This window comes from Occallatibacter sp. (genome assembly GCF_049802275.1).
In the GTDB taxonomy this organism is placed as follows: domain Bacteria; phylum Acidobacteriota; class Terriglobia; order Terriglobales; family Acidobacteriaceae; genus Telmatobacter.
Genome location: NZ_JBARMD010000105.1, coordinates 1 through 22970, shown reverse-complemented (window position 1 = coordinate 22970; position 22970 = coordinate 1). Strand labels below are relative to the sequence as shown.

Here is a 22970-nt window from a genome sequence, read left to right as displayed (position 1 = left end):
CTACATCTTTAATTCAGATGAACGAAAGGTCATTCTGCATTTACTTATCCGCTTCTGCGAGGTAGATCTTTGTGTAGTCGAGATAATTCTGGGCGTACTCCAGAATCAGCTTTCGATCCTGCTCGCCGAGTTCGCGCCGCTGTTTGCCCGGCACGCCTGCCCACAACGTTCTCGGTGGAACCAGCGTGTGCTCCGGCAGCACTGCGCCGGCCGCAATGATCGAACCCTCCCCGATCCGGCAGTCATTCAAAATAGTCACGCCCATTCCGATCAGCACTGCATCCTCCACCACGCATCCATGCACCGTGGCGTTGTGGCCAATCGTTACCCAGTCGCCTATCGTCACGGAGTATAGATGCCGCTGTCCGTGCAGCACCGCGCAGTCCTGCACGTTCGAGTTTGAGCCCACGCGAATCGAATTGACGTCGCCGCGCAGAACAGCGTTCATCCAGACCGACGAGTGTTCTCCAAGTTCGACGTCCCCAATTACTTGCGCGGATACATCGATGTAGCAACTTGCGGGAATGGACGGAAGGTGCCCCTGGTAGCGGCGGATCATCGGTCGTTGAAAACCTCAGGAGACCAGTGTAAGCGAACCGGTATGAATCCCTGGATTTGCTAAACAGAAGGTGTTGAATTTTGATTGATACGAAAGGTGTTGGGGAGCCAGGGACTCCGTACGTGAAAGCATCGAGCCCGCAAAGTGGAAATTCTCCTTAAATTGGCTCAGAACAGGCACTTCCAGTATCATGTATGTGGCCCTTTGGCAGGTTTGGAGGTGGGATCCTTTGGCAGAGGTTCGCTTACAAGAAGGCGAGCCGCTTGAGAACGCGCTGCGCCGGTTTAAGCGGAAGGTACAGCAGGAAGACATCATCAAGGAAGTAAAACGTCATTCCTACTATCTGAAACCTGGTGAAAAGCGCCGCGTGAAAGCAGCATTGGCACGCAAGCGGAATCGCAAAAAAGCTCGTAAAGAGCAAGACTAGGTTACGTAACAGACAAATCGCGATGTGCCGTTCAGGCTATACTTGCTCCCCCAGCGACGACAGCCATATAGAAAGAAAATGAGCGGCATGTCGTGATTTTTGATTACAACTTGCGCTGAAGCTGAGTTGTAAAAAGGCGCGAAATAATTGAGTCTCCCTCACTGCGGAGACGCTGTAATGCAGCCGCTCCGTTTGTGGCGGCCCGGGCCCTTGTTGTTGAAGGACGTTCAAAGACAGGGAAACGGGACGGCAAGCTCTCAAGTTCATGGCCGATTTCAACCGTGGTCCCTGCTTTGGGGAAGCCGGCCATGGAATTTGTCGATAGAGTTCTGAAGTGCAATGACTGCGGCGCCGAATTCGTATTCACCGCGGGTGAGCAGCTTTTCTTCCACGACAAACAGTTCAAGAACGACCCCAAGCACTGCAAGCAGTGCAAGGCAAAGCGTGCCAGTGGCGGTCGTGTTCGCTCTGAGACCCGAACCACCTGCTCGGCCTGTGGTCTGGAAACTACGGTGCCCTTCAAGCCTACCCAGGGGCGGCCTGTTCTTTGCCGCGCCTGCTTTCAGAAGCAGGTCAAAGCCCCATCAGTTGCTCCCCCTGCTCCCCCCGCGTCGCCTATTACACCGTCCAACTGACGGCCGTCCAGCGCGACGTTGGACCAGCGGGGTTGCTCGCGCATCTAGCGGCGCGGTTGCTTCAGTGCCCTGTGTCCGATGTCATGGCGATAGTACATGCCTTCAAAATGAATCTGCGCCAGCGCTTCATAAGCCCGAGCCAGGGCTTCGTTCAGTGAGTCTCCGCTCGCCGTGACGCCCAGTACCCGGCCTCCGCTCGTCACCAGTTGATTCCCGACACGAGCAGTGCCCGAGTGGAATATCTCCGCGCCCGGCGTTTTTGCCGCGTTGCTGAGGCCGCTGACCGGCAGCCCCGTCTTGTAGCTGCCCGGGTATCCTGAAGAACTTGCCACCACGCACGCCGCCGCGCCAGAGTTCCAGCGCATCTCCGTCTCGGAAAGGCGGCCATCAATGCAAGCCTCCAGTGCGTCCACCAGGTCAGACTCAAGACGCACCAGGATAGCCTGCGTCTCCGGGTCGCCAAATCGCGCGTTGTATTCGAGCACCAGCGGCCCGCGTGCCGTCATCATCAGCCCGCAATAGACCACGCCGACAAATGGCATTCCCTCCTCAGCCATTCCGCGCACCGTGGGCTCCGCAATGTGGTGCAAAATCCACTCAGTCATCGAGGGCTCGAGCATGTCGCTGGTAGAGTAGACACCCATGCCACCGGTGTTTGGTCCCGTGTCGCCTTCCCCGATGCGCTTGTGGTCCTGCGCCGGCACCAGCGGTACAACGTGCTCACCGTCGCTCAGGCACAGGAAACTTATCTCCTCGCCCTCGAGAAACTCCTCGATCACCACCTGCTTCTCGGCCAAGCCCAGCAGTTCTCCGCTGAAGAGCCCGTGCGCCGCGTCGATGGCAAACTGGCGCGTCGGGCAGATGATCACGCCCTTGCCCGCAGCCAGTCCATCCGCTTTCACCACCACCGGCGGATGGAAGTGCTTGATCGACTCTTCCACTTCCTTGCCTGTAGTGCAGACTGCGTAGTTGGCCGTGGGAATCTGGTGCCGTTTCATGAATTGCTTGGCGAAGGCCTTGCTCGACTCCAGGCGAGCCGCATCCCGTGTGGGCCCGAAGATCCGGTACCCGCGCTCGCGAAACGCATCTACCACCCCTAGCGAAAGCGGCAGTTCCGGCCCCACAATGGTCAGGCTTGGCTGCTCCACTTCCGCCAGCCGCACCATCGCGCCCACATGTTTCAGGTCCACAGGAACGCAGCGGGCCACCTGTGCAATGCCGCCGTTGCCCGGCGCGCACACAACTTCAGTAACGCGCTGGCTGCGGCTTACGGCCCATGCAAGTGCATGTTCGCGTCCGCCCGAACCAAGGATCAAAACCTTCATGACTTCAAACCTTCCTCTTCACGTCTCATAGCCGGAAAATCCATGGTCAGCAATCGAGCCGTAGGAAGTCAAACGGGCCGCATTGCCAAACCAGAGCGAGGGCCTTATCTTGCGCATTGCTGAATTCCGCAAACTCGGTTTAAATCGCAAGTGGACCGCTTCAAATAATGCCCTTCTTGCACAAAGTCGAACTCCACCTCCATCTCGACTGCTCCTTGAGCTACGCCGCCGTCTCTCGTCTCGCGCCCGAAATCAACCGCTCGCAATACGACGCCGAATTCATCGCTCCTCCGCAATGCGCCAGTCTCGCCGACTTCCTCACCCGCGCTCCTCGCGGCTTCCAGCTCATGCAAACTGAAGACGCGCTGCGCATCGTAACCGAAGACGTCTTTGAACAACTTGCTGCCGATAACGTGATATACGCTGAACTCCGCTTCGCCCCGCTCCTTCACACTCATCAGGGACTAAACCCGGAAGTCATCGTCGAAGCCGTCGATCGCGCCGTTGAGCAGTGCATCCGCGCCACCGGCATCGAGGCCCGCCTCATTCTCTGCACCTTGCGCCACTTCAACGCCGAACAGAGCCTGCAGACCGCGCACCTCGTCCATCAGTTCGCGGGCACCCGCGTCGCAGCCCTCGATATCGCCGGCGACGAAGCAGGCTTCCCAATCGCCCCGCACATCCCCGCTTACCGCTACGCCATCGAACACGGCCTGCATCGCACCGCGCATGCAGGCGAAGCGCGCGGCCCCGACAGCGTTTGGGAAACGCTCGAGTTCTTCCAGCCCACCCGCATGGGCCACGGCGTCCGAAGCATCGAAGATCCCACTCTTATCCGCCATCTCCGAGACAGCCGCATTCACCTCGAAGTCTGCCCCAGCAGCAACGTGCAAACCTGCACCGCTCCCACCTACGCCGAACACTGCGTCGATCAGCTTTATCGTGCCGGCGTCTCGCTCGGCATTAATACTGACGCCCGCACCATCACGAACGTGACCCTGGAGCAGGAGTACGCCCGCCTGTGCGAGCACTTCGCCTGGACCGGCGAACAACTCACCGCCTGCAATCGCGAAGCCCTCGGCGCCGCCTTCATCGACGATGATTTGCGAACGCGACTGCTTGATCGCCTCGTGCAACCGAGGGCCACATCATCCTAAAATTCACGGCGATGAGCCCCTATACTTATGCGTGGTGAATCGGCGCGTCTATTGCAGCAGCCGAAGAGAGCTCACGCATGGTCGAACGCCGCATCAAGCCTTACCTGGAGCAGTTGGCCGAAGACCAGCGGCGCGACGAGCAGCGTCGAGCCTTCCGCCGTAACCAGACCTTCGGCCTCCTCCTCATCGCCGCCGCGATCCTGATCTGGTGGCTCTTCCACACTGACCCAAAATGGATCTTCCCTTCCGGCTGGTGGCGCCCATGAGTGCCGCGCGCACGTAGACCAGGGCACAGGCTGACCATGTTTCCGGCAAGTAGCTAAAGGCGTATCCTTCAGCTGAGGTGCGATCTGATGGAACCAAGCCGCTTCAAAAACCGGATCTTGCGTCTCCTCGAACCCGAGGTCATTGAACGGCTGAATCTCCGTCGAGTGAACTTGCCCAGTGGCACCGAGATTGAGAACCCTGGCGAGCCCATCCGCCACCTCTATTTCATCGAGGATGGAGTGGGTTCGATGACCAACACCTTTCGCGATGGATTTCAGGTCGAAGTGGGAATGTTCGGCGCCGAGTCTGTCATGGGTGCGTCGGCGCTCATCGGAACGCTGCGGAGTCTGAACAAGGTTTACATGCAGATGTCCGGCTATGGGTATAAGTGTCCTTTCGATTCAGCCAGAAATGAGTACCTGCAATATGGCCGGTTCCATGATCTTGTTTTGCGGTATGTCCAGGCACAGCTTGTACAAACCTGCCAGTCCGTCGGATGCAATTCGCATCACGACGTACACCAGCGCCTCGCGCGCTGGCTGCTCCTTTGCGCCGATCGTTCCGAGTCCTCTACCCTGAACCTCACCCAGGAATATCTGGCTGATATGCTGGGAACCCGACGCACCTCAGTCAGTCTTGCAGCTGAGGGCCTGCAACGCGAAGGTCTTATAAAGTACAGCCGCGGTAAAGTCGTAATCTCCGATCGCCCCGGGCTCGAAAGCACGGCATGTGAGTGCTATCGCCTGGTTCGGAATCACCTGGAAAACTACATTGAAGTAGAACAGAATTAACTCGACACGCGAGGCATCCCTCAGCTGCGCCGCGTGTCGCGGTATACTTCCGGCGAGGAAGGCTCGAGCAACCCAGCACAGCTCTCGTTATCATCGCTTTGTCGGTACTGCTCGCATTCTCCTCACCCCGTTCATTTTCGATCTGGGGTATTCGAAGAAGTGACGGGTGAAAATGGGCAGCATAGCTACAGGATCACCCAGATTGAATAAGAGAGACCCTCTCGCGGTCCTGATCCTCGGCCCCACCGGTAGCGGCAAAACGGCGCTCTCGCTCGCCCTGGCTGAACGTTTCAATGGTGAAATAGCCAGCTGCGATTCCGTTGCCGTTTATCGCGGCATGGACCTTGGCACCGCCAAACCCACGCCCGAAGAGCGCGCACGCATCCCGCATCACCTCATCGACGTCGCCGACCCCAGCGAGCCTTTCACTGCCGGAGACTACAGCCGTCAAGCCCGCGCCGTCCTTCGCGATATCGCCGATCACAATAAGCTTCCCATCGTCACCGGCGGCACCGGCCTCTACCTTCGCGCCCTCACAGATGGCCTCTTCACTGGCCCCGCACGCCAGGAAGATCTGCGCCACCGCCTGCGCCGCAGCGCCGAGCGCCATGGAAGCGCATGGCTCCATCGTCTCCTCATCCGTCTCGATTCGGCATCGGCTCAGCGCATCCACGCGAACGACACAGCCAAACTCATCCGCGCCATCGAGGTCTGCCTCACTACGCGGCAACCCATGTCGCGCGTGCTGGGGCGCGATCCACTCATCGGCTTCCGCCTCCTGCGCATCGGCCTCAACCCGCCGCGTCAAGAGTTGTATGACAGGCTGAATCAGCGCTGTGCCGAGATGTTCAACCAGGGATTGATTCAGGAAACGCGCGCGCTTCTTGCCGGCTACGGGCCCATCAAGGCGCTGGACTCCCTCGGCTATCGTCAGGCGCTGTCGGTTCTTCTTAAGGGAGTCAGTGAAGAAACTGCAATCGCCGAAGCCCAGCAAGGCCATCGCAACTACGCCAAGCGTCAGCTCACATGGTTCCGCCGCGAACCCGGCGTCCACTGGATCGAAGCATTCGGTAATGATCCCGAAACACAGCGCGTCGCCTCCGATCTGGTGCAAGCGAATCTATAAGCTTCATCCACCATCCAATCAAAAGCAGGCATTAAACTGAACTGTGGCACGCGGCATTTCGGCCGCAACAGAGCGCAGGAACGGAGCAGCTGTGGCAGACACGATCTATGACGTAGCAATTATCGGCAGCGGCCCGGCTGGATACACCGCGGCAATCCGCGCGGGACAACTCGGCCTTAAGGTCGCGATTATCGAATCCACCAATGTTCTTGGCGGCACCTGCCTGCATGTGGGATGCATTCCTACCAAGGCGCTGCTCTTTAATGCCGAGTTGTGGGACCACCTCAAGCACGCCGCCGACTACGGTATCGACAACGTCGACGGCCGCACACTCAACTGGGATGCCGTGCAGAAGCGTAAGACCGCGATCGTTGACAAGCACACCAAGGGTCTTGGCTTCCTGATGAAGAAGAACAAGGTCACCGTGATCTCCGGCTACGGACGCCTCACCGGCGCAGCCAAAGACGGCATCCACACCATCGATCTCACCGCTGCCGACGGCGCAAAGAGCGAAGTCAAAACCAAAAACATCATCCTCGCCACCGGCTCCGATGCCAAGATGATCTTCGGCCTCAAGCCAGACGACCGCATCCTCACCAACATCGAAATGCTCGCCATTCCTCAAGTGCCGAAATCGCTCATCGTCATCGGCGCCGGCGCTGTGGGCGTCGAGTTCAGCTCCATCTTTCGCAGCTTCGGCACCGAGGTGACGCTGGTCGAGTTCCTGCCGCGCATCATGCCTCCCGAAGATGAAGAGATTTCCAAAGAACTCACGCGCGTCTTCAAAAAACGCGGCATCGACATCAACACTGGCGCCAAGGTCGAAAAAATCGAAAGGACCGAAACCGGCGTCAAAGTCACCTGGACCGGTGCTAACGGCAAACCTGTCGAAAAGGAAGCCGAGAAAGTTCTCGTCGCCGTAGGCCGGGCGGGGCGTATCGCCGACGTCGGCATCGACAAGACAAAAATCGAACTGGACCGCGGCTTCGTCAAAGTGGGCGAGGCGCAGGAGACCGCCGAGCCCGGCATCTACGCCATCGGCGACATCGTAGCCGGCCTGCCGCAGTTGGCGCATTCCGGCTCCATGAGCGGCATCGTCGCCGTCACAAAAATTGCCGGCCGCAAATATCGTTCTGTCCGTCGCGATCGCGTTCCTGCCTGCACCTACTCCGATCCGCAGATCGGCTCAGTAGGATTGACCGAAGCGCAGGCCAAAGAAAAGGGCATCGAAATCAAAGTCGGCAAATTTCCGTTTGCGGGAAATTCCAAAGCCACCATCGTCGGTAGCCACGATGGCTTCATCAAGATCGTTGCCGACGCGAAGTACGGTGAAATCCTCGGCGTGCACATCATCGGTCCGCAGGCAACGGAGCTCATCGCTGAAGCCGTGGCAGTCATGGAACTCGAAGGCACCATCGACGAGCTGATGTTCACCATCCACGCCCACCCTACGATCAGCGAGGCCATGCTCGATGCGTATGCCGCGGTGGAGGGCATGGCGATCAACGCCTAGTCGCCGACCCACCCGGAACCTTTACACTTTCAACGGACTGCTTGCGAACAGGAGGTCCTGAATGAAGGCGTTGGTCAAAGCGCGGTCAGAGCGCGGACTGTGGTTGGAAGACATCCCTGAACCTGCGATGGGTATCAACGATGCCCTCATCCGCGTCCTCTACACCGGCATCTGCGGAACTGACGTCCACATCTACAACTGGGATGAATGGGCGCAGAAGACCATTCCCGTTCCCATGGCCATCGGCCACGAATTCGTCGGGAAAATCGTTGCCGTCGGGTCGAACGTCAACGACTTTTTTCCCGGCGACATCGTCAGCGGCGAAGGGCACGTCGTCTGCGGCCGCTGCCGCAACTGCCTCGCCGGTCGGCGTCATCTTTGCGTTTCCACCAAGGGAGTCGGCGTCAATCGCCCCGGCGCCTTTGCAGAACTCATTGCGTTGCCGATGACCAACATCTGGCGGCATCATCCAGGCGTCAATCTTGAAGTCGCCGCCATCTTCGATCCCTTTGGCAATGCCGTTCACACCGCCCTGTCCTTTCCGGTGCTGGGCGAAGACGTGCTTATCACCGGCGCGGGCCCCATCGGGATCATGGCCATTCCAGTCGTGCGTCACGCCGGAGCAAGACATGTCGTCATTACCGATCTCAATCCCTTCCGTCTCGACCTGGCGCGCAAGATGGGAGCCACACTTGCCGTCAACCCTACCGAAACTTCGCTCAGTGAAGTGCAAAAGCAGCTCAAGATGACCGAAGGATTCGATGTTGGGCTCGAGATGTCGGGCAACCCGCAGGCTCTCAGCGACATGATCGCCAATATGAGCCACGGCGGAAAAATCGCTGCACTCGGAATTCCGTCCCGGAGCATTCCCATGGACTGGCGTCCTGTGATCTTCAACATGATCACGATCAAGGGAATCTACGGCCGCGAAATGTACGAGACCTGGTACAAGATGTCGGTGATGCTCGACTCAGGTATGGATATCTCGCCGGTCATTACGCACCGCTATGCGTACAGCGACTTCGAAAACGGTTTCGCGGCCATGATGTCCGGCGAAACCGGCAAGGTCGTTCTCGACTGGACCAGCCTCAGTTGAGCTGTATCGCCCTCATGATTGAGCTCTGAAGGAAGCATTGATGCCTGCGTTCGAGTTATCGCAGCTTCACAGGATCTGTGAAACTGTGGGATCTCAGCGTGAGATTTGATGACGCCATTCGGTTTACGGTGCGGTGTTCATGGGCTTCACAGTTTCACAGGGGGGAGGGGGAGGGGGAGGGGGTGTACGAATTTGCCCGTTGCTGATGAAGACGCTCCGCGGCGCGTGCCGCATTCGGATTGTCAGGCAGTCCTTCGATGAGTGCGGAGATGACCGCGGAGAGCGACACGTCGTTTTGAGCAGCCCAAAGCCGGGCTTTGAGATGCGCTTGCTGAGAGATGGCGAGCGTGACATTTCGCGTGGGCATGAGAACTCCTTATCGCGTCCATTCAATTGTGCGCCGACGCGGGCAAATTACATGCAAACTTGCGGAGAGATGGAAGTCGAATGCGCGGAAGCAGATACAAGAAGGTGCACCCCTTGAAGGACTTGACATGTGCGCGATGAATGGGGCACAAACTTCCATCCTTTGGAATCGCTGAGGCCGGCGGTGGAACCAATGAGCGGCCACCTGCCGACAATCTCCAAGGACGCCGATCGTCTATTGATGCATGCGTGCCAGGAGAGCGGCGTAGCGGGAGTCGTGGCGGACTGAGTCGAAGAGCGGATCCACGCGGATGAATGCCATGCTGAAGCAGTGATTGTCGATTGCGTGTTGGAACGGTTCGAAGGCATGGTCGAGATCATTGACGCGAAGATCATTGACGCCGATCTCGTAAGACGTGCAGGGACGGGGCGAAGCGGTAAGAACCCGGGTGCGAGCGCGCCAATAGGCCTCCCATCCGCGCTGCCGATATACGGCAAGGAGACCGGCGTCGTCGAGTTGCGGCTGGTCCTCATGCACTGCAATAAGATTGTGCCGCACGGCCTCGTCGTGGTCGCCCTTTTGCTCGTAGACGAGACCAACGTAATGATCGACGGAGCCGGAGCCTTGCTCCATCTCGGCGGAGCGCTCGAGTTGGACAAGTGCGGCATCGTATTGGCGGTCATAGTAAAGAGCAGCGCCCAGGCGGCGGGTGACGAGGAAGGATAGCGGATCGAGCTGAAGTGCGCGCCGCATGTGAGTGACGGCATCCTCCGGCCGGCCTACAGCGTCGAGGTAGACGGCATACTTGAACTCTGCAATAGAGTCGTTAGGATTGAGGGAGAGGCCGTGGATGAGGTTCTGCTCGGCTGCAGTCCAGTCCCACTCGTAGATGGTTTGAACGCTGCCGAGCTCTGTGTAGGCTTCGCCGTTCTGGGGGTCGAGCTGGATGGCGCGCTGGGCAGCGGCGATGGCTTTGGGCATGAGCTGTTCGGGCGCGCCCATGCTGTAGGTCGTGGCGGCATCGAGCGCGGAGGCGTAGCCGGCGTAAGCGGAGGCGTAGCCGGGGTCGAGCGCAACGGCCTGCTGGAAGGATTCGAGGCTGTGACGGAAGTCCTGCTTGTTGAAGAAATAACGGCCACGGAGGTAGGCGTCGTGCGCCGCGGGGTTGACGGGCGGGCGCGGCGAGGGCGGGGCGAGAACCAGGCGGGCCTGGGTTGCGATTTGCTGGGCAACGTCGTCCTGGAGGGAGAGGACATCGGAGGCGGGGCCCTCGAAGGATTGGGCCCACAGGTGGCGATCGGTGCGAGCGTCGATGAGCTGGGCGGTGATGCGGATTCGATCGCCAGAGCGGACGATGGAGCCCTCAACAATGGCGTCTACGCCAAGCTGACGAGCGATTTCGGGGAGTGGGAGGCGGGAACCCTTATTGGCCATGACAGAAGTGCGTGAGACCACGCGAAGATTGGGGATGCGGGCGAGCTCGGTGATGAGCTCGTCGGTCATGCCGTCGGCAAAGTACTCCTGGCCCGGGTCGCCGGAGAGGTTCTGAAGAGGAAGCACCGCAATCGAGCCGATCGCGGCGCGACTGTCGCGATGGAGGAAATGGGCAGCCAGGGGATGGGGGCCGAGGGTGAGTGTGAAGATGGCAACGAGAACGGATGCGCCCAGCGCGGTGACCAGCCAAAAACTGCGCCGGGGTTTAACAGCCGAGGGGATGGAGGGCGCAGAAGAGATCTCCGGCGGAGCAGGGGGAAGCTCGATTGGAACATCAGGAGATTGTGTCGGCTCGATGACGTCTGGCTCAACAGCCGTAACGGTCGCGATGAACCGGTAGCCAGAGCCGGAGACTGTCTGCACATAGATTGGCAGGTCCGAACTGTCGCCTAGAATCTGGCGGATCTTGCGTATTGCCGTGTTGATCCCGTGCTCGATATCGACGAAGACTTCCCGATCCCATAAGCATTGGGCAATCTCATTCCGGGTAACAACCTGCCCGTGTTTAGTGACCAGGAGGACGAGGAGTTCGAGAGGCTTCCGCTCCAGCTTGAGCCGGTTGCCTTTGCGGCAGAGTTCAAATTTGCCGCAATGAAGGCTGAAGTCGCCGAATCGATAGACGGCAAAGGGCACCGGTTCTCTCCCAAGGTGGCTGAAGTATAGCATTGAGGAAAATAATCGGGCATGGTTCTCTTGTGAATTGAGCTACTTACGTCTTCATCTTTCTTCACCTCTTAATTCATCTTCCTCCATTGTTCCCGCACTCGGATTTGAGTTGTATCGAATGCAAAGCCGGCAAATCCCCCCGGCATCAGGAGGAAGTAATGAGATCTTCAAGCTTGAGAATTGTGCCGGTGTTAAGCGCCCTGGCACTCGCCACGATGGTTGTTCCGTACGCACATGCCGGCTGCGGCATGTATCGTCCCTCGTCATTCGATGGCAGTTCGCAGCACCAGTTCGGTGCGCCCCGCATGTTGCTGGCGGGCTTCAACGATGACGACGATGATCGTCGGGCCGAACCCACGATCGTCGGGACCTGGAAAGAACATTGGATCTCCGAAGGCAGCGAAGGAATTCCGGACGGTGTCGAGATTGACGCCGGTTACGCTCAGTGGCACAGCGATGGCACCGAGATCAATGTCTCTGGCCTGCGTACTCCCATGACCGGCGACGTCTGCCTCGGCCAATGGGTAAAAACCGGCGCGAAGACCTATCGCCTGAACCACTTTGGAATCTCGTATGACCCAACCGGCCAAAACCTGGTCGGCCCGGCCCGCATTCAGCAATGGCTCACTCTTGATGAAAAAGGGATGGCAACCTCTGGAACGTTCAGCATCGATCAGTACGACGAGTCGGGCAACCTGCTTGCTCACATTCAGGGCAAGGTGATTGGAACCAGGGTGACGATGGATACCGGATTCGAGAAGGTTGAGTAGGCTGGGTCTTTGATTGGCAATCGCAGGTCTCGCCCGGCTCTGAATGGATCGAGGCGAGATCTGCGATGAGGTTTGGGCCGGATGGGCGTTGTATGCGTCGGACTGGGGCGGCAGCGGCAGCTCCCGCTCGGGCAGATCCTGCGGTTCAATATTCACTGAGACGAACTTCGGTGCACGCGATCGTTCGGCCGCCAATTCGAGTCTGAACACGCCTTCGTCACGTTCTACGCGAATCGCTGGGCCTGCTAGGCGCCGGTCTTGGTCTGGGCTTGCCGATGGCTTTGTATGCGGTGCGGCTGGTGCGGTCACAGCTCTATGAATTGAGCCCGTTCGATCCAGCCATTTTCATCGCGGCAAGCGTTGGAATTGCGCTCGTCACGATGGTTTCGGCTTGGCTTCCGGCCCGTCGGGCGGCCGCAGTGGACCCCATGACCGCCTTGCGTTGCGATTGACAGCCCCTGGCCTTTTGCTTGATGGTGCTCGGCTTTTGCAGGCTTTTGTGAGCGGACGGTAAACGGCCGATGCGCTCCACGCAACAATTACTAAGAAACGCGATTGAGCTCGGCGGCGAGTTTTTTCATTGCCGCATTTTCGCGGGTAACTTCACCCGTCTCCTGACTGTGCAAAGCGATCTCTGCGGCGATCGAGCGACCGAGAATTCGCTGATCAATATTGCCAAACCGCCCGGGCACGAGGCTTCCCAGCCAGCCGACCCAGGTCGGGGTATGCGCGTTGCCGACAATGATGCCGGGGCGAAATATGGCGAGGCGGGCAAATCCGATGCTGCGCACGACGTCTTCCTTCATGCCCATTACGCGCACATAGCGAAACCGGCTGCGAGCTGTGCTTCCCGCCGCAGAAAGCAGGCAAAACTGGGCGATTCCTGCGACATGGCAGCCACGCGCAAAGGCACCGACGACGCCGACCTCAAGTCGTTGCAATTCTTCTTCGCTCCAGCGCATCGATCCAGAACCGACACCCACACAACTCACCGCGCTGACGGGACCCTGGCTTAAGGCTTCGCGGGCAAGAGCGGCAGTGCGCTCGGCAAAGTCCGCAGCGCCGGTATCAAAAACGACGTTGCGTACCCGCGATCGCGGCGCAATAGGCTTTCTGGTGACCATCACCACTTCCCGGCATTCTGGAATTGCCAGGAGTTCCGCGACGGCTGCACCACCGACTTGCCCGGTACCACCGAGGATCATTACGGCGAAATTCTGCTTCATCAACAGGACCTTTGCTTAGGTAAGGATGCGACAGCCCCGCTCACTCCAGACGGCTCATTACGCGACCTGGATGTGTCGTCGGCAGGTGAAACTTCGCCCCGGATTTGCGCTACAGCTCCGTCGACTTGTTCTCTTCAAGAGCTTTGGCCTTTGCGATGAAATCCGCCAGAGGAATCGATCCCTGGTCGCCCTTGCCGCGGGTGCGCACACTTACCGATCCCGTCGACTCTTCCTTGTCGCCGAAGACGAGGATGTACGGAATCTTCTGGTTGGCAAGATCGCGAATCTTCGCGTTCATCTTTTCGTTGCGCGCGTCGGTCTCGACTCTGAAGCCAGCGGCTTTCAATTCTGCTTCCACCTTCTCCGCGTAGGCCACGTGCCGTTCGCTAATCGGCACGAGACCGATCTGCACCGGCGCCAGCCATAGCGGAAACGCACCCGCATAATGCTCGATGAGCACGCCGAAGAATCGCTCCACTGACCCGAACAGCGCACGATGCACCATGACCGGTTGATGGCGCTCGCCATCCTCGCCCACATACTCCAGCCCGAACCGCGCGGGCAGCGTGAAATCGAATTGCACCGTCGACAATTGCCAGAGCCGACCCAGCACATCCACAAGCTTGATATCGATCTTGGGCCCGTAAAACGCTGCTTCGCCGGGTATCGTCTTGAACGGAATTCCCTTCGCCTTCAGCACCCTGTCAAGCGAGCCGATGGCAAGGTTCCAGTTCTCATCCGTGCCTGTATAACTCTTGCGATCGTTCGGATCCCAGGTAGAAAGCTCAACTCTGAATTCGTTAAATCCGAACGTCTTCAGCACCGACTCGGCAAAATCGATACACGCCTCAACTTCGCTCTCGATCTGGCTGGGCATGCAGAAGATGTGCGCATCGTCCTGAGTAAAGCCGCGCACGCGCAGCAGTCCATGCATGGTTCCCGAGCGCTCGTAGCGATACACGTTGCCCAGCTCCGCATAGCGCTGCGGAAGGTCGCGATAGCTCTTCGGCGAATTCTTGTAGATCAGAATGTGTCCCGGGCAATTCATCGGCTTCAGCCGGTACTCGGCGTCATCCAACTCCATCGGCGTGTACATATTGCCGGAGTAGTAACCCTCGTGTCCGCTGACCTTCCACAACTCGCGGCGCATCACGTGCGGCGTGTACACCATCAAATACCCTCGCCGCAGGCACTCATCTCGCATCCAGTCTTCCATCACTTTGCGGACGATGCCGCCCTTGGGATGCCAGAAGACAAGACCCGGTCCCGCCAGTTCCTGAATGCTGAACAGATCAAGCTGCTTACCCAGCACGCGATGATCGCGCTTTGCTGCTTCCTCAAGCCGCGCAAAGTGCGCGTCCATATCTTTCTGTGAGAAAAACGCTGTTCCATAGATGCGCTGCAACTGGGGATTTTTTTCGTCGCCTAGCCAGTAAGCGCCCGCAAGCGTCGTGACCTTTACGGCTTTCACGCGCCCCGTTGAGGGCACATGCGGCCCGCGGCAGAAATCGACAAACTTGCCGTTGCGATAAAAGCTGACCTGAGATCCGGGCTCGGTGAACTTGGTCACGAAGTGCGTCTTCATGAAGTCGCCGTCCTTGTCGAATTCGGCCAGCGCCTGTTCGCGCGGTTCGTACTCGCGCACAAACTTTTCGTCCCGCGCGATCACCTCAGCCATCTTCTTGTCGATAGCCGCAAGGTCGTCGGGCGTGAAGGGCTTTTCGCGATAGAAATCGTAGAAGAAGCCTGAATCCGTCGCGGGCCCGTGTCCCAGCTTGGTCTCCGGAAACAACTCAAGCACTGCCGTCGCCAGCACGTGCGCGGCCGAGTGCCGCACGACCTTCAGCGCCTCGGGATCGTTCTCCTTGACGAGTTCGAGCTTCGTGTCTGCATTGAGCGGAGTCGCCAGATCCACCAGGCGCGTTGCGGAGGCATCCTCCGCCGCATACATCGCGGCCTCCGACTCGCCCTCTGCAGTGGTCTTCGCATTCGTCTCGGTGGTCACCGGTGTCAGCCGGGCAACAACAGAGGCCGCAGCCAGCCGCGGCGAAATCGAGTTGGCAATGTCGAAAGGTGTCGTGCCCGCCGGTACTTCGCGTATGCTTCCGTCGGGTAGATGTACGGCGATATTTTGCGTGCTCATGATGTTTTCAGGGTCCTGACTGATCCGGCCGCGCGTTAACCCCGACCGTGTGTTCTTCGTTAAGGATATAACGGCCCCAAGTGGAACCATTGCAGAAGCGGCTGCGTAAACGACGAAGTACCCAACAGGAAGCTGATCGTGCTGTGCTTCGCACGCGCCGGGATCACAGTAAGGAAGGTCTCGTATGCCAGGAATTTCAAGGAAGATCTTTGTCTGGACACTGATCGCAGTCGGAGCACTCTCTGCATCGGCCCAGCCCGCCGTTCAACCGACCGTGGACATCACCAAGGTTCCCGCCGCTGCCCAGCCCTCGCCGCAATTCGACGCGGACGCCGCCACCGAAGCCTACATGGACATGATGCCGCCTGCGGCCGTGGCGCGCTCCAATGCCTATTTCGAGGGCGGCTACTGGCTCGTTCTCTGGGACTTTCTCTACGGCGCGGCTGTCTGCCTCATTCTTCTCAATCTTCGCTGGTCGGCCCGCATGCGCGACCTGGCCGTTCGCGTTACGCGCTTTCGGTGGTTGCAACCGCTCGTCTACGGAGTGCAGTACATCCTTGTCGCAACCGTGCTCGGCTTTCCCCTCGAGTTCTACGAGAGCTACGTGCGCGAGCATAAGTACGGAATGGCCACGCAGACCTTCGGCCCGTGGATGGGTGACGAATTCAAGTCGTTGCTGGTATCGCTGGTGATCGCTTCCCTCGGGATGGTGATCCTGTTTGCGATTGTGCGTAAATTCCCGAAAACATGGTGGGTGTGGGGCGCCATGGCCACGCTGGGCCTGATGACGATCCTCATCGCTATTGGCCCCGTGTTTCTCCAGCCCATCTTCAACACTCCCAAGAAGCTTGAAGACCCCAGGATCACTACGCCGATTCTGCGCATGGCGCACGCCAACGGGATCCCCACCAACGATGTGTGGCAGATTGACGCCAGCCGCCAGACGACGCGCATGAGCGCCAACGTCAGCGGATTCGGCAACACCATGCGCATTACCCTCAACGACAATCTGATCAAGCGGGGTTCGCCCGAAGAGATCCAGGCGGTGATGGGTCATGAAATGGGCCACTACGTCATGAATCACATCCCCAAGAGCCTGATGTTTTTCCTGATCCTGATTGTTCTTTCGTTCGCCTATCTCTTCTTTGGGCTGAAATGGGCCCTGGGCCGCTGGGGCGAACGCTGGCAGATCAGTTCGGTAAGCGATCCGGCGGTGGTGCCGCTGGTGGTGCTGATGATTTCGATCCTGTCGTTTGTGCTGACGCCAATCAACAACACATTTGTTCGCGTGCAAGAGAAAGAAGCCGACATGTTCGGCCTCAACGCGTCTCGCCAGCCCGATGGCTTTGCCCAGGCCGCCATCCATCTTGGTGAGTATCGAAAAATGCGCCCCGGACAGGTCGAGGAGTTTCTTTTCTATGACCATCCCAGTGGGTATAACCGCATACACTCCGCGATGGTGTGGAAGAGCCAGAATCTAGAGCTGTTTGAGCCTGCACTGGGAGCGGGCCCGAAACAGTGAACGAAGATAAGCAATATCGAAATACGGCCGGTGTTTTGTTTATGACTGGAAACAGACGCCGAAACTCCGGCCGCAACCCTTCCGAGGCACATCAAACTCGGGTGAGCCATCTTGCGTGGCGCCAAAGGAGTTTGGAATGCGCTGGTTGGAATTAGCGGCATTGATCGCGGTTTGTGAAGGCGTTGGTCTTATCGGCGGCCGTTGGACCGGCCCTGAAATCCCGCGCTGGTACCGCGCCCTCGCCAAGCCTTCTTTCAACCCGCCCAGCTGGATCTTCGCACCGGTGTGGACGACCCTCTACCTGCTCATGGCCATCGCCGCCTGGCTCGTCGTCAACGCTACGTCATCCTCCGCGCGCGCGCTCGGACTCTCTCTTTTCCTTTTTCAACTTGCTCTCAATCTGGCCTGGAGCTGGATCTTCTTTCGCAAACACGCCCTTGGCGCTGCAGCTCTTGAAGTCGCCGTGCTCTGGTTCGCCATCGGTGCAACCACCCTGGCCTTCGCTCAAGTATCGCCAGTTGCCGCCTGGCTGATGGCGCCCTACTGCGTCTGGGTCACGTTTGCTTCGATCCTCAACGCCAGCATCTGGCGTCTCAACCCGACTGCTGGATGAGCGTGCGCACAGCCGGCTTGCCATTTTCCGGGCTCTCGGCATAGGCTATCAGTATGCGTCGATGTCGCTAACACCGTCCTGGTGAGAGCTCCGATGCCCGGCGTGCGCCCGTGAGCGCGCGCATCTTTCCCGCCTGACAGCTCCACCGCTATTCCCCGCATTTTCCAACTCGTGTCCGGGACCCTGTCTCGGAAAAAGGAGAAGATCATGGCGCGTATTGCCGCGAATGTAACTGAATTGATTGGTCATACCCCGCTCGTGCGTTTGAACCGCGTGGCAGCAGGCCTGCCCGCAACCGTCGTTGCCAAGCTTGAGGGCCAGAATCCGGCTGCCAGCGTGAAAGACCGCATCGGCTTTGCAATGATCGATGCCGCCGAGAAGGCCGGCAAGATCAAGCCTGGCGAAACTGTCCTTATCGAGCCCACAAGCGGCAACACCGGCATTGCCCTGGCGTTTGTCGCCGCCGTCAAAGGGTACCGCCTCATCCTCACCATGCCCGAGACCATGAGCACCGAGCGCCGCGTGCTGCTGCGGGCCTTTGGAGCAGAACTGGTGCTCACCCCCGGCCCCAACGGCATGAAGGGCGCGATCGCCAAGGCTGAAGAGCTTCGCGCCGAAACGCCGAAGGGGTATATCCTTCAGCAATTCGACAACCCGGCCAATCCCGCGATTCACCTCGCCACTACCGGCCCTGAGATCTGGGAAGACACCGACGGCGAAGTCGATATCCTCGTCAGCGGCGTTGGCACCGGCGGCACGATTACCGGTGTCTCCAACTACATCAAGCCGCGCAAGCCGGGCTTCAAGGCAATTGCCGTCGAGCCGACTGACAGCGCGGTGCTCTCCGGAGGAAAGCCCGGTCCGCACAAGATTCAGGGACTCGGCGCTGGATTCGTGCCTGGCGTACTCGACACCAAGCTGGTTGATGAAGTCGTTCAGGTCACGAATGATGAGTCTGTGGCCATGGCGCGTCGGCTGCCTCTCGAAGAGGGTCTGTTTGTCGGCATCTCCTCGGGCGCGGCTGTAGCAGCTGCGTTGAAAGTTGCAGCACGCCCTGAGAATAAAGGCAAACTCATCGTGGTGGTGCTGCCTGACTTCGGCGAGCGGTATCTGTCCAGCATTCTCTTCGATTCGCTGCGTCAGGAAGTATTGGCGCTGCAGCCGGAGGCGGTCGCGGTGTAAGGGTGAGGGTAGGGCGGCGGAGTGATATCATTCCGCCGGTCCTTCCTCACATAAGAAAGGCTCGACCCATGTTTGCCCGCATCCGCGAAGATGTTCGCTCAGTGCTGGAGCGCGACCCTGCTGCGCGCTCCTGGCTTGAGGTCATGCTGTGCTATCCCGGCTTGTGGGCGGTGTGGTTTCATCGCGTCTCGCACCAGCTCTGGAACTTCAAGCTGCGACTGCCCGCACGCATTCTTTCGCAGTTCGGCCGCTTCTTCACCGGCGTCGACATTCACCCTGGCGCGCTTCTGGGCAGACGGCTCTTTATCGATCACGCTACGGGCGTCGTCATCGGCGAAACGGCAATTGTCGGCAGCGATGTCACGTTGTATCAGGGTGTCACCTTGGGTGGAACCGGCAAGGGCCATGGCAAACGTCATCCGACCCTCTGCGATGGTGTCTTCGTCGGCAACAACGCCAACGTCCTCGGCAACATCACCATCGGCCAGAACTCACGCGTCGGCGCAGGATCGGTGGTTCTGTCTGACGTGCCGCCTAACTCCACGGTGGTTGGAGTGCCCGCGCACATCGTTTATCGCAACGGCCAACGCGTGCTTATCACCGATCCGCACGATGTAAAGGACCCCCTGTCTGACGCGCTGATTGCCTTGTCCGCGCGTGTCGAAGAGCTCGAAGACAAACTCGGCGCCCACGTCCGCCGCGTCGAGCCATTCGCGACAGAAGAAGCCGAACGAACCGCCTATCGCGAGGAACTCGACCAGCTCTCCGAATACGTTTCGATGGGCGAGGGAATTTAAGTTCGGTCGGATGCGCAGAGGATTTGGGTTGAGCGTGCCATCGTTTCCGATGTTGCGTAGCGGTGAGAACGACCCCGTTTACTGAATCTGCCTGCGACGAAACCCTTAGTGGGCGGAAACCGTCAGTAGTTGCGGGGGGTCGCATGCGTGGCTTTGTCTGTGCATCGCTTCTCCGGCTCGCTGCGACCCCGGCGGAAGTGCGCCGGATATACTCGCCGCGAGTCTCCCTGGGCACGTGGAATCGTGGTGAATCGACTCAACCCGCGCCGTACAGCTTTTCTCGCAAGCCTGATAATCCTTGGGACTTGCGGGGCGGGCGGGCAAACCGTGCCTTTGCGTGATTCGTCCGTTGCGCAGAGGACCTTGGCACCCCTGAGCGCCACCAATCCCATCGTGCGGGATGGCCTCTTCAGCATTGACGTGGTTGTAGCGGATTCAGCAGGGAAGGCGGTTTCGGACCTCGAGCCCTGGGATTTCACTCTTCTCGACAACGGCCGGCCAGCAAAAATTCGCACCGTGCACAACTCTCTCGCGGCGTCCGTACCAGCGCCCGAGCTGATCTTCGTCCTCGACGCCGTCAATCTCTCGCCCCAGCAGCTAACGCAAACCGAAAGCGCAATTGTTCATTTTCTGGGCCGGAATAACGGACATCTGGAGACCGCGTGTTTTCTCTATCGCCTCACGCGTGACGGACTGTTTTCATCGTTGAGGCCGGTAAAGGACGGGGCTCTTCTGATCAAAGAACTGGAACAGAAGAGATCACAATTGGCCGTGTGGAGAACGGGTCGAGATGATGGACCGACTTTACTTCGCGCATGGGTGAACATTTCGCAGCCCAATTCGCTCTCTCTGCGCGCCCTGGGCTCGATTGCCATCGATCAGAGAGACGTCCCCGGCCGCAAAGTCGTGGTGTGGATTGGCCCGGGTTGGCCAGTGAATGGCGGCGAGAACGGTTTCGACGAGGCAACGGAATTGTCCACACGGCTGCGGGAAGCGCGCATCACGCTGGACAATGTTGACGCGTGGCCAAATCCCAACCAGGCCTTCAATTTTCACGACTACCTCGAAGCGCCCCGCTCGCAAAAGGACATGCAACCGGCCAAACTGGCCCTGCCGGTGATCGCGACGCACACTGGAGGCCTGGTGCTGGATTCGTCGGGCGACCTGGATCCAGATATCAACCAATGTGCCGAACAGGTGCGCAGCTTCTACAACATCACCTTCAATCCCCCGCACACCTACCAGGTGGACGAATTCCACGACCTCCTTGTGCAGGTGGATCGTCCCGCTCTGAATGTTCGCACTCTCACGGGCTACTACAACGAGCCTGTGTATTTCGACAACCCCCGGCCGGGAACACAAAAGGTCACCGTCGCGGAGCTTGAAGACCTGGTGCATTCGCAGGCCGACCTGATACGAAAGCTGACGAATCTCGAACTCACCGAACGGCTGAGCACCGACCGCCTCGATGCGCTGTTGAGCATGATCCGCAACGAACGGGAACGCCGGGCGCTGACGGCGGATGCGGATTTGTCGATCGCGCTCCCGCCCCCGCCCGACGATATTGTGGATCGGCCGCCGCCTCCGGCGGAAGAGCAGCGCGCCATTTTGGAGCGCACATTCGACTACTTGCAGAATGCCATCGCCAAACTGCCCGACTTTTATGCGTCGAGGGACACAGTGCGGTTCGAAGAACCTCCGGGACGGGACAACGAGAGCTGGAGGATTCCGCTGCAGGACCAGACTCTCCGCTTTGCTGCCGGGGAGCACGCTACAGTTCTCTATCGGAACGGGCACGAGGTGGTCGAGAAAAAGAAGAAGCTCGGCAAAGGCCGCGTCGTCCGCGGGGTGCGAGCGCGCGGACTTGAAACAACGGGTACGTTTGGTCCCATTCTTTCCTACGTGCTGACGGCCGCCGCTACCAGTCCGAGCACGCTGAGTTGGAAACGGTGGGAGCGCGGTAAGGACGGAGACCTGGCGGTGTTCTCCTATAGAGTTGCCAGCACGAGTAACGTGCCCGAACTCACGTATTGCTGCCTTCCGGAGGGTAACGGGACCACTCTCTATCAAAACAAGGCCGACACCTATGGCGAATTCGCGGTCAATCCCGTCACCGGGGCCATCATGCGGATCGTGATCAATGCAGATCTCGACGAGGAACGGGACCCTGATGTGCCTCTCATCCGGTCGCAAATCATGGTCGAGTACGGCCCGGTGGAACTGGGCGGCAAGATCTACATCTGTCCCCAGCGAAGCGTAGAGGTCTCACGCGGCCGCTCCGAACGCGAACTCCACGAGTGGGGGAAGGTCTTCAGCGTCTACAGCTATTTTGAAACGATGATTAACGACGTAACTTTCGGTGGGTATCACAAATTCGGGTCGGAATTCCGCATTCTGCCTGGATTCTGACCCGACCGGTCCCCTGATTTCCCTTGACATGATCCTCATAGCACTATACCTTGCTATACAAGGTATATGGCAATGATGAAGTTAAGAGCACAGCCTGTTGAAGGTGAGTCGCCGGATCGATGGAAGGCGCAGCTCCGCAAGGGGGCACTGGAGATGGCTGCACTCGCCAGCCTCTGGAACGGGAGGCTGTATGGGCTTGAAATCATTCGGTTTCTTGAGAGCCATTCGAGGCTCGTGCTGGCCGAGGGGACCATCTACCCGATCCTCAACCGGCTCAAGGCTGAAGGGATGCTCACTTCCGATTGGGTTGAAGCCGAGGCTGGCCATCCGCGCAAGTATTACGCCCTGACCGAACCGGGGCGGACGCGCCTGCGGCAAATGGCCGAAGCGTGGGCCAACTTTGCAGGAGGACTCAGCCAGCTTCTGGAGCCCGTCCTGAATCATCAGGGTGAAGATCAGCCAAATATCCGCGCCGCGGAAAAGATGGAGTTATAGCGATGATCGAGACCATTCAAATAGACACCAGGCAGATCGACACGTATCTGGCTTCCCTCCGCACCCACCTGGGACCGATGACGCTGAGTGAGCGCGACGAGATTATCCGGGAGATCAGCGCGCACATTCGCGACTCCGCTGAGGAAAGCGGAGTGAGTTTGGAGACTGTTCTCGCGAGGCTCGGCCCTGCAGAGCAGCTCGCCGCCCAATACCGCGACGGAGTTCTCATCAGCAATGCGAGCCGCAGCATCTCGCCGGTAAAGCTAGAGCGTTTTCATCATAGCTGTACCCAGTTGAGGGTCAGCCTGAACCAGACTTGAGCGTTGTCAGCAGATATTTCCTGAAGGGCTTCTGTGATTGCTTGGTCGAGGGCTTGTTCAGTCCGAGCTT

At 59.0% G+C, this 22970-nt stretch carries 22 protein-coding genes; 16 read left to right on the top strand and 6 right to left on the bottom strand.

Features of this window, described 5'->3' with window-relative positions; translation table 11 throughout:
- Window positions 1-40: 40 nt before the first annotated feature.
- On the bottom strand, window positions 41-559 hold the full coding sequence (locus tag WA354_RS03435) for a gamma carbonic anhydrase family protein (RefSeq protein ID WP_472811612.1): 519 nt from the start codon (window positions 557-559) through the stop codon (window positions 41-43).
- Between the two features lie 229 nt (window positions 560-788).
- On the opposite strand from WA354_RS03435, the gene rpsU reads away from it, so the two are divergent.
- Together rpsU and WA354_RS03425 are read left to right on the top strand one after the other, a co-directional pair.
- Entirely contained in the window at window positions 789-986 is a 198-nt protein-coding gene (gene rpsU / locus WA354_RS03430) for a 30S ribosomal protein S21 (protein ID WP_109489384.1), read from the top strand.
- A 308-nt stretch (window positions 987-1294) separates the two neighbouring features.
- Window positions 1295-1621, top strand: coding sequence for a zinc-ribbon domain containing protein (locus tag WA354_RS03425; protein ID WP_472811611.1), 327 nt, complete (start codon window positions 1295-1297; stop codon window positions 1619-1621).
- Window positions 1622-1665: 44 nt separating this feature from the next.
- Here WA354_RS03425 and purD read toward each other — a convergent pair whose 3' ends face one another.
- Window positions 1666-2946, bottom strand: coding sequence for a phosphoribosylamine--glycine ligase (gene purD, locus WA354_RS03420; RefSeq protein ID WP_472811610.1), 1281 nt, complete (start codon window positions 2944-2946; stop codon window positions 1666-1668).
- A gap of 176 nt (window positions 2947-3122) precedes the next feature.
- Between purD and add the strand changes: the two genes are divergently transcribed.
- The 6 genes from add (at window position 3123) to tdh (ending at window position 8896) form a co-directional block, all read left to right on the top strand.
- Window positions 3123-4103, top strand: coding sequence for an adenosine deaminase (gene add, locus WA354_RS03415; protein WP_472811609.1), 981 nt, complete (start codon window positions 3123-3125; stop codon window positions 4101-4103).
- 77 nt (window positions 4104-4180) lie between these two features.
- Window positions 4181-4369, top strand: a complete 189-nt coding sequence (locus tag WA354_RS03410; protein WP_472811608.1) for a hypothetical protein — start codon at window positions 4181-4183, stop codon at window positions 4367-4369.
- An 87-nt stretch (window positions 4370-4456) separates the two neighbouring features.
- Window positions 4457-5161 carry a Crp/Fnr family transcriptional regulator gene (locus WA354_RS03405; protein WP_472811607.1) on the top strand — a complete coding sequence of 235 codons (705 nt, stop codon included), beginning with the start codon at window positions 4457-4459 and terminating at the stop codon, window positions 5159-5161.
- 202 nt (window positions 5162-5363) lie between these two features.
- Window positions 5364-6287, top strand: coding sequence for a tRNA (adenosine(37)-N6)-dimethylallyltransferase MiaA (gene miaA / locus WA354_RS03400; RefSeq protein ID WP_472811606.1), 924 nt, complete (start codon window positions 5364-5366; stop codon window positions 6285-6287).
- Between the two features lie 91 nt (window positions 6288-6378).
- Window positions 6379-7800, top strand: coding sequence for a dihydrolipoyl dehydrogenase (lpdA, locus tag WA354_RS03395; RefSeq protein ID WP_472811605.1), 1422 nt, complete (start codon window positions 6379-6381; stop codon window positions 7798-7800).
- 61 nt (window positions 7801-7861) lie between these two features.
- Window positions 7862-8896 carry an L-threonine 3-dehydrogenase gene (tdh, locus tag WA354_RS03390; RefSeq protein ID WP_472811604.1) on the top strand — a complete coding sequence of 345 codons (1035 nt, stop codon included), beginning with the start codon at window positions 7862-7864 and terminating at the stop codon, window positions 8894-8896.
- 154 nt (window positions 8897-9050) lie between these two features.
- On the opposite strand, the gene WA354_RS03385 is transcribed toward tdh, so the two are convergent.
- Both WA354_RS03385 and WA354_RS03380 read right to left on the bottom strand, forming a co-directional pair.
- Window positions 9051-9263: a hypothetical protein gene (locus WA354_RS03385; RefSeq protein ID WP_472811603.1), complete on the bottom strand. Its 213-nt coding sequence runs from the start codon at window positions 9261-9263 to the stop codon at window positions 9051-9053.
- Window positions 9264-9497: 234 nt separating this feature from the next.
- Window positions 9498-11390 (bottom strand): winged helix-turn-helix domain-containing protein, encoded by a 1893-nt coding sequence (locus tag WA354_RS03380; protein ID WP_472811602.1) that lies wholly within the window; start codon window positions 11388-11390, stop codon window positions 9498-9500.
- Window positions 11391-11581: 191 nt separating this feature from the next.
- On the opposite strand from WA354_RS03380, the gene WA354_RS03375 reads away from it, so the two are divergent.
- Window positions 11582-12193, top strand: coding sequence for a hypothetical protein (locus tag WA354_RS03375; RefSeq protein WP_472811601.1), 612 nt, complete (start codon window positions 11582-11584; stop codon window positions 12191-12193).
- 542 nt (window positions 12194-12735) lie between these two features.
- Here the strand turns inward: WA354_RS03375 and WA354_RS03370 are convergent.
- Together WA354_RS03370 and thrS are read right to left on the bottom strand one after the other, a co-directional pair.
- Window positions 12736-13419 (bottom strand): Rossmann-fold NAD(P)-binding domain-containing protein, encoded by a 684-nt coding sequence (locus WA354_RS03370; protein WP_472811600.1) that lies wholly within the window; start codon window positions 13417-13419, stop codon window positions 12736-12738.
- A 109-nt stretch (window positions 13420-13528) separates the two neighbouring features.
- Window positions 13529-15562 carry a threonine--tRNA ligase gene (gene thrS / locus WA354_RS03365; RefSeq protein WP_472811599.1) on the bottom strand — a complete coding sequence of 678 codons (2034 nt, stop codon included), beginning with the start codon at window positions 15560-15562 and terminating at the stop codon, window positions 13529-13531.
- A 184-nt stretch (window positions 15563-15746) separates the two neighbouring features.
- Between thrS and WA354_RS03360 the strand changes: the two genes are divergently transcribed.
- The 7 genes from WA354_RS03360 to WA354_RS03330 all read left to right on the top strand — a co-directional run bounded on the left by WA354_RS03360 (window position 15747) and on the right by WA354_RS03330 (window position 22900).
- Window positions 15747-17084, top strand: a complete 1338-nt coding sequence (locus tag WA354_RS03360) for a M48 family metallopeptidase (protein ID WP_472811598.1) — start codon at window positions 15747-15749, stop codon at window positions 17082-17084.
- A 136-nt stretch (window positions 17085-17220) separates the two neighbouring features.
- Complete coding sequence (locus WA354_RS03355; RefSeq protein WP_472811597.1) at window positions 17221-17697, top strand: TspO/MBR family protein; 477 nt, start codon at window positions 17221-17223, stop codon at window positions 17695-17697.
- Between the two features lie 207 nt (window positions 17698-17904).
- Entirely contained in the window at window positions 17905-18879 is a 975-nt protein-coding gene (cysK, locus tag WA354_RS03350) for a cysteine synthase A (RefSeq protein ID WP_472811596.1), read from the top strand.
- Window positions 18880-18947: 68 nt separating this feature from the next.
- Window positions 18948-19676, top strand: a complete 729-nt coding sequence (cysE, locus tag WA354_RS03345) for a serine O-acetyltransferase (protein ID WP_472811595.1) — start codon at window positions 18948-18950, stop codon at window positions 19674-19676.
- Between the two features lie 363 nt (window positions 19677-20039).
- The gene (locus WA354_RS03340) at window positions 20040-22085 is read left to right on the top strand and encodes a VWA domain-containing protein (RefSeq protein ID WP_472811594.1); all 2046 of its coding nucleotides are present in this window, start codon (window positions 20040-20042) and stop codon (window positions 22083-22085) included.
- 72 nt (window positions 22086-22157) lie between these two features.
- Window positions 22158-22580: a PadR family transcriptional regulator gene (locus WA354_RS03335; protein WP_472811593.1), complete on the top strand. Its 423-nt coding sequence runs from the start codon at window positions 22158-22160 to the stop codon at window positions 22578-22580.
- 2 nt (window positions 22581-22582) lie between these two features.
- Window positions 22583-22900, top strand: coding sequence for an HAAS signaling domain-containing protein (locus WA354_RS03330; RefSeq protein ID WP_472811592.1), 318 nt, complete (start codon window positions 22583-22585; stop codon window positions 22898-22900).
- Window positions 22901-22970: the final 70 nt, after the last annotated feature.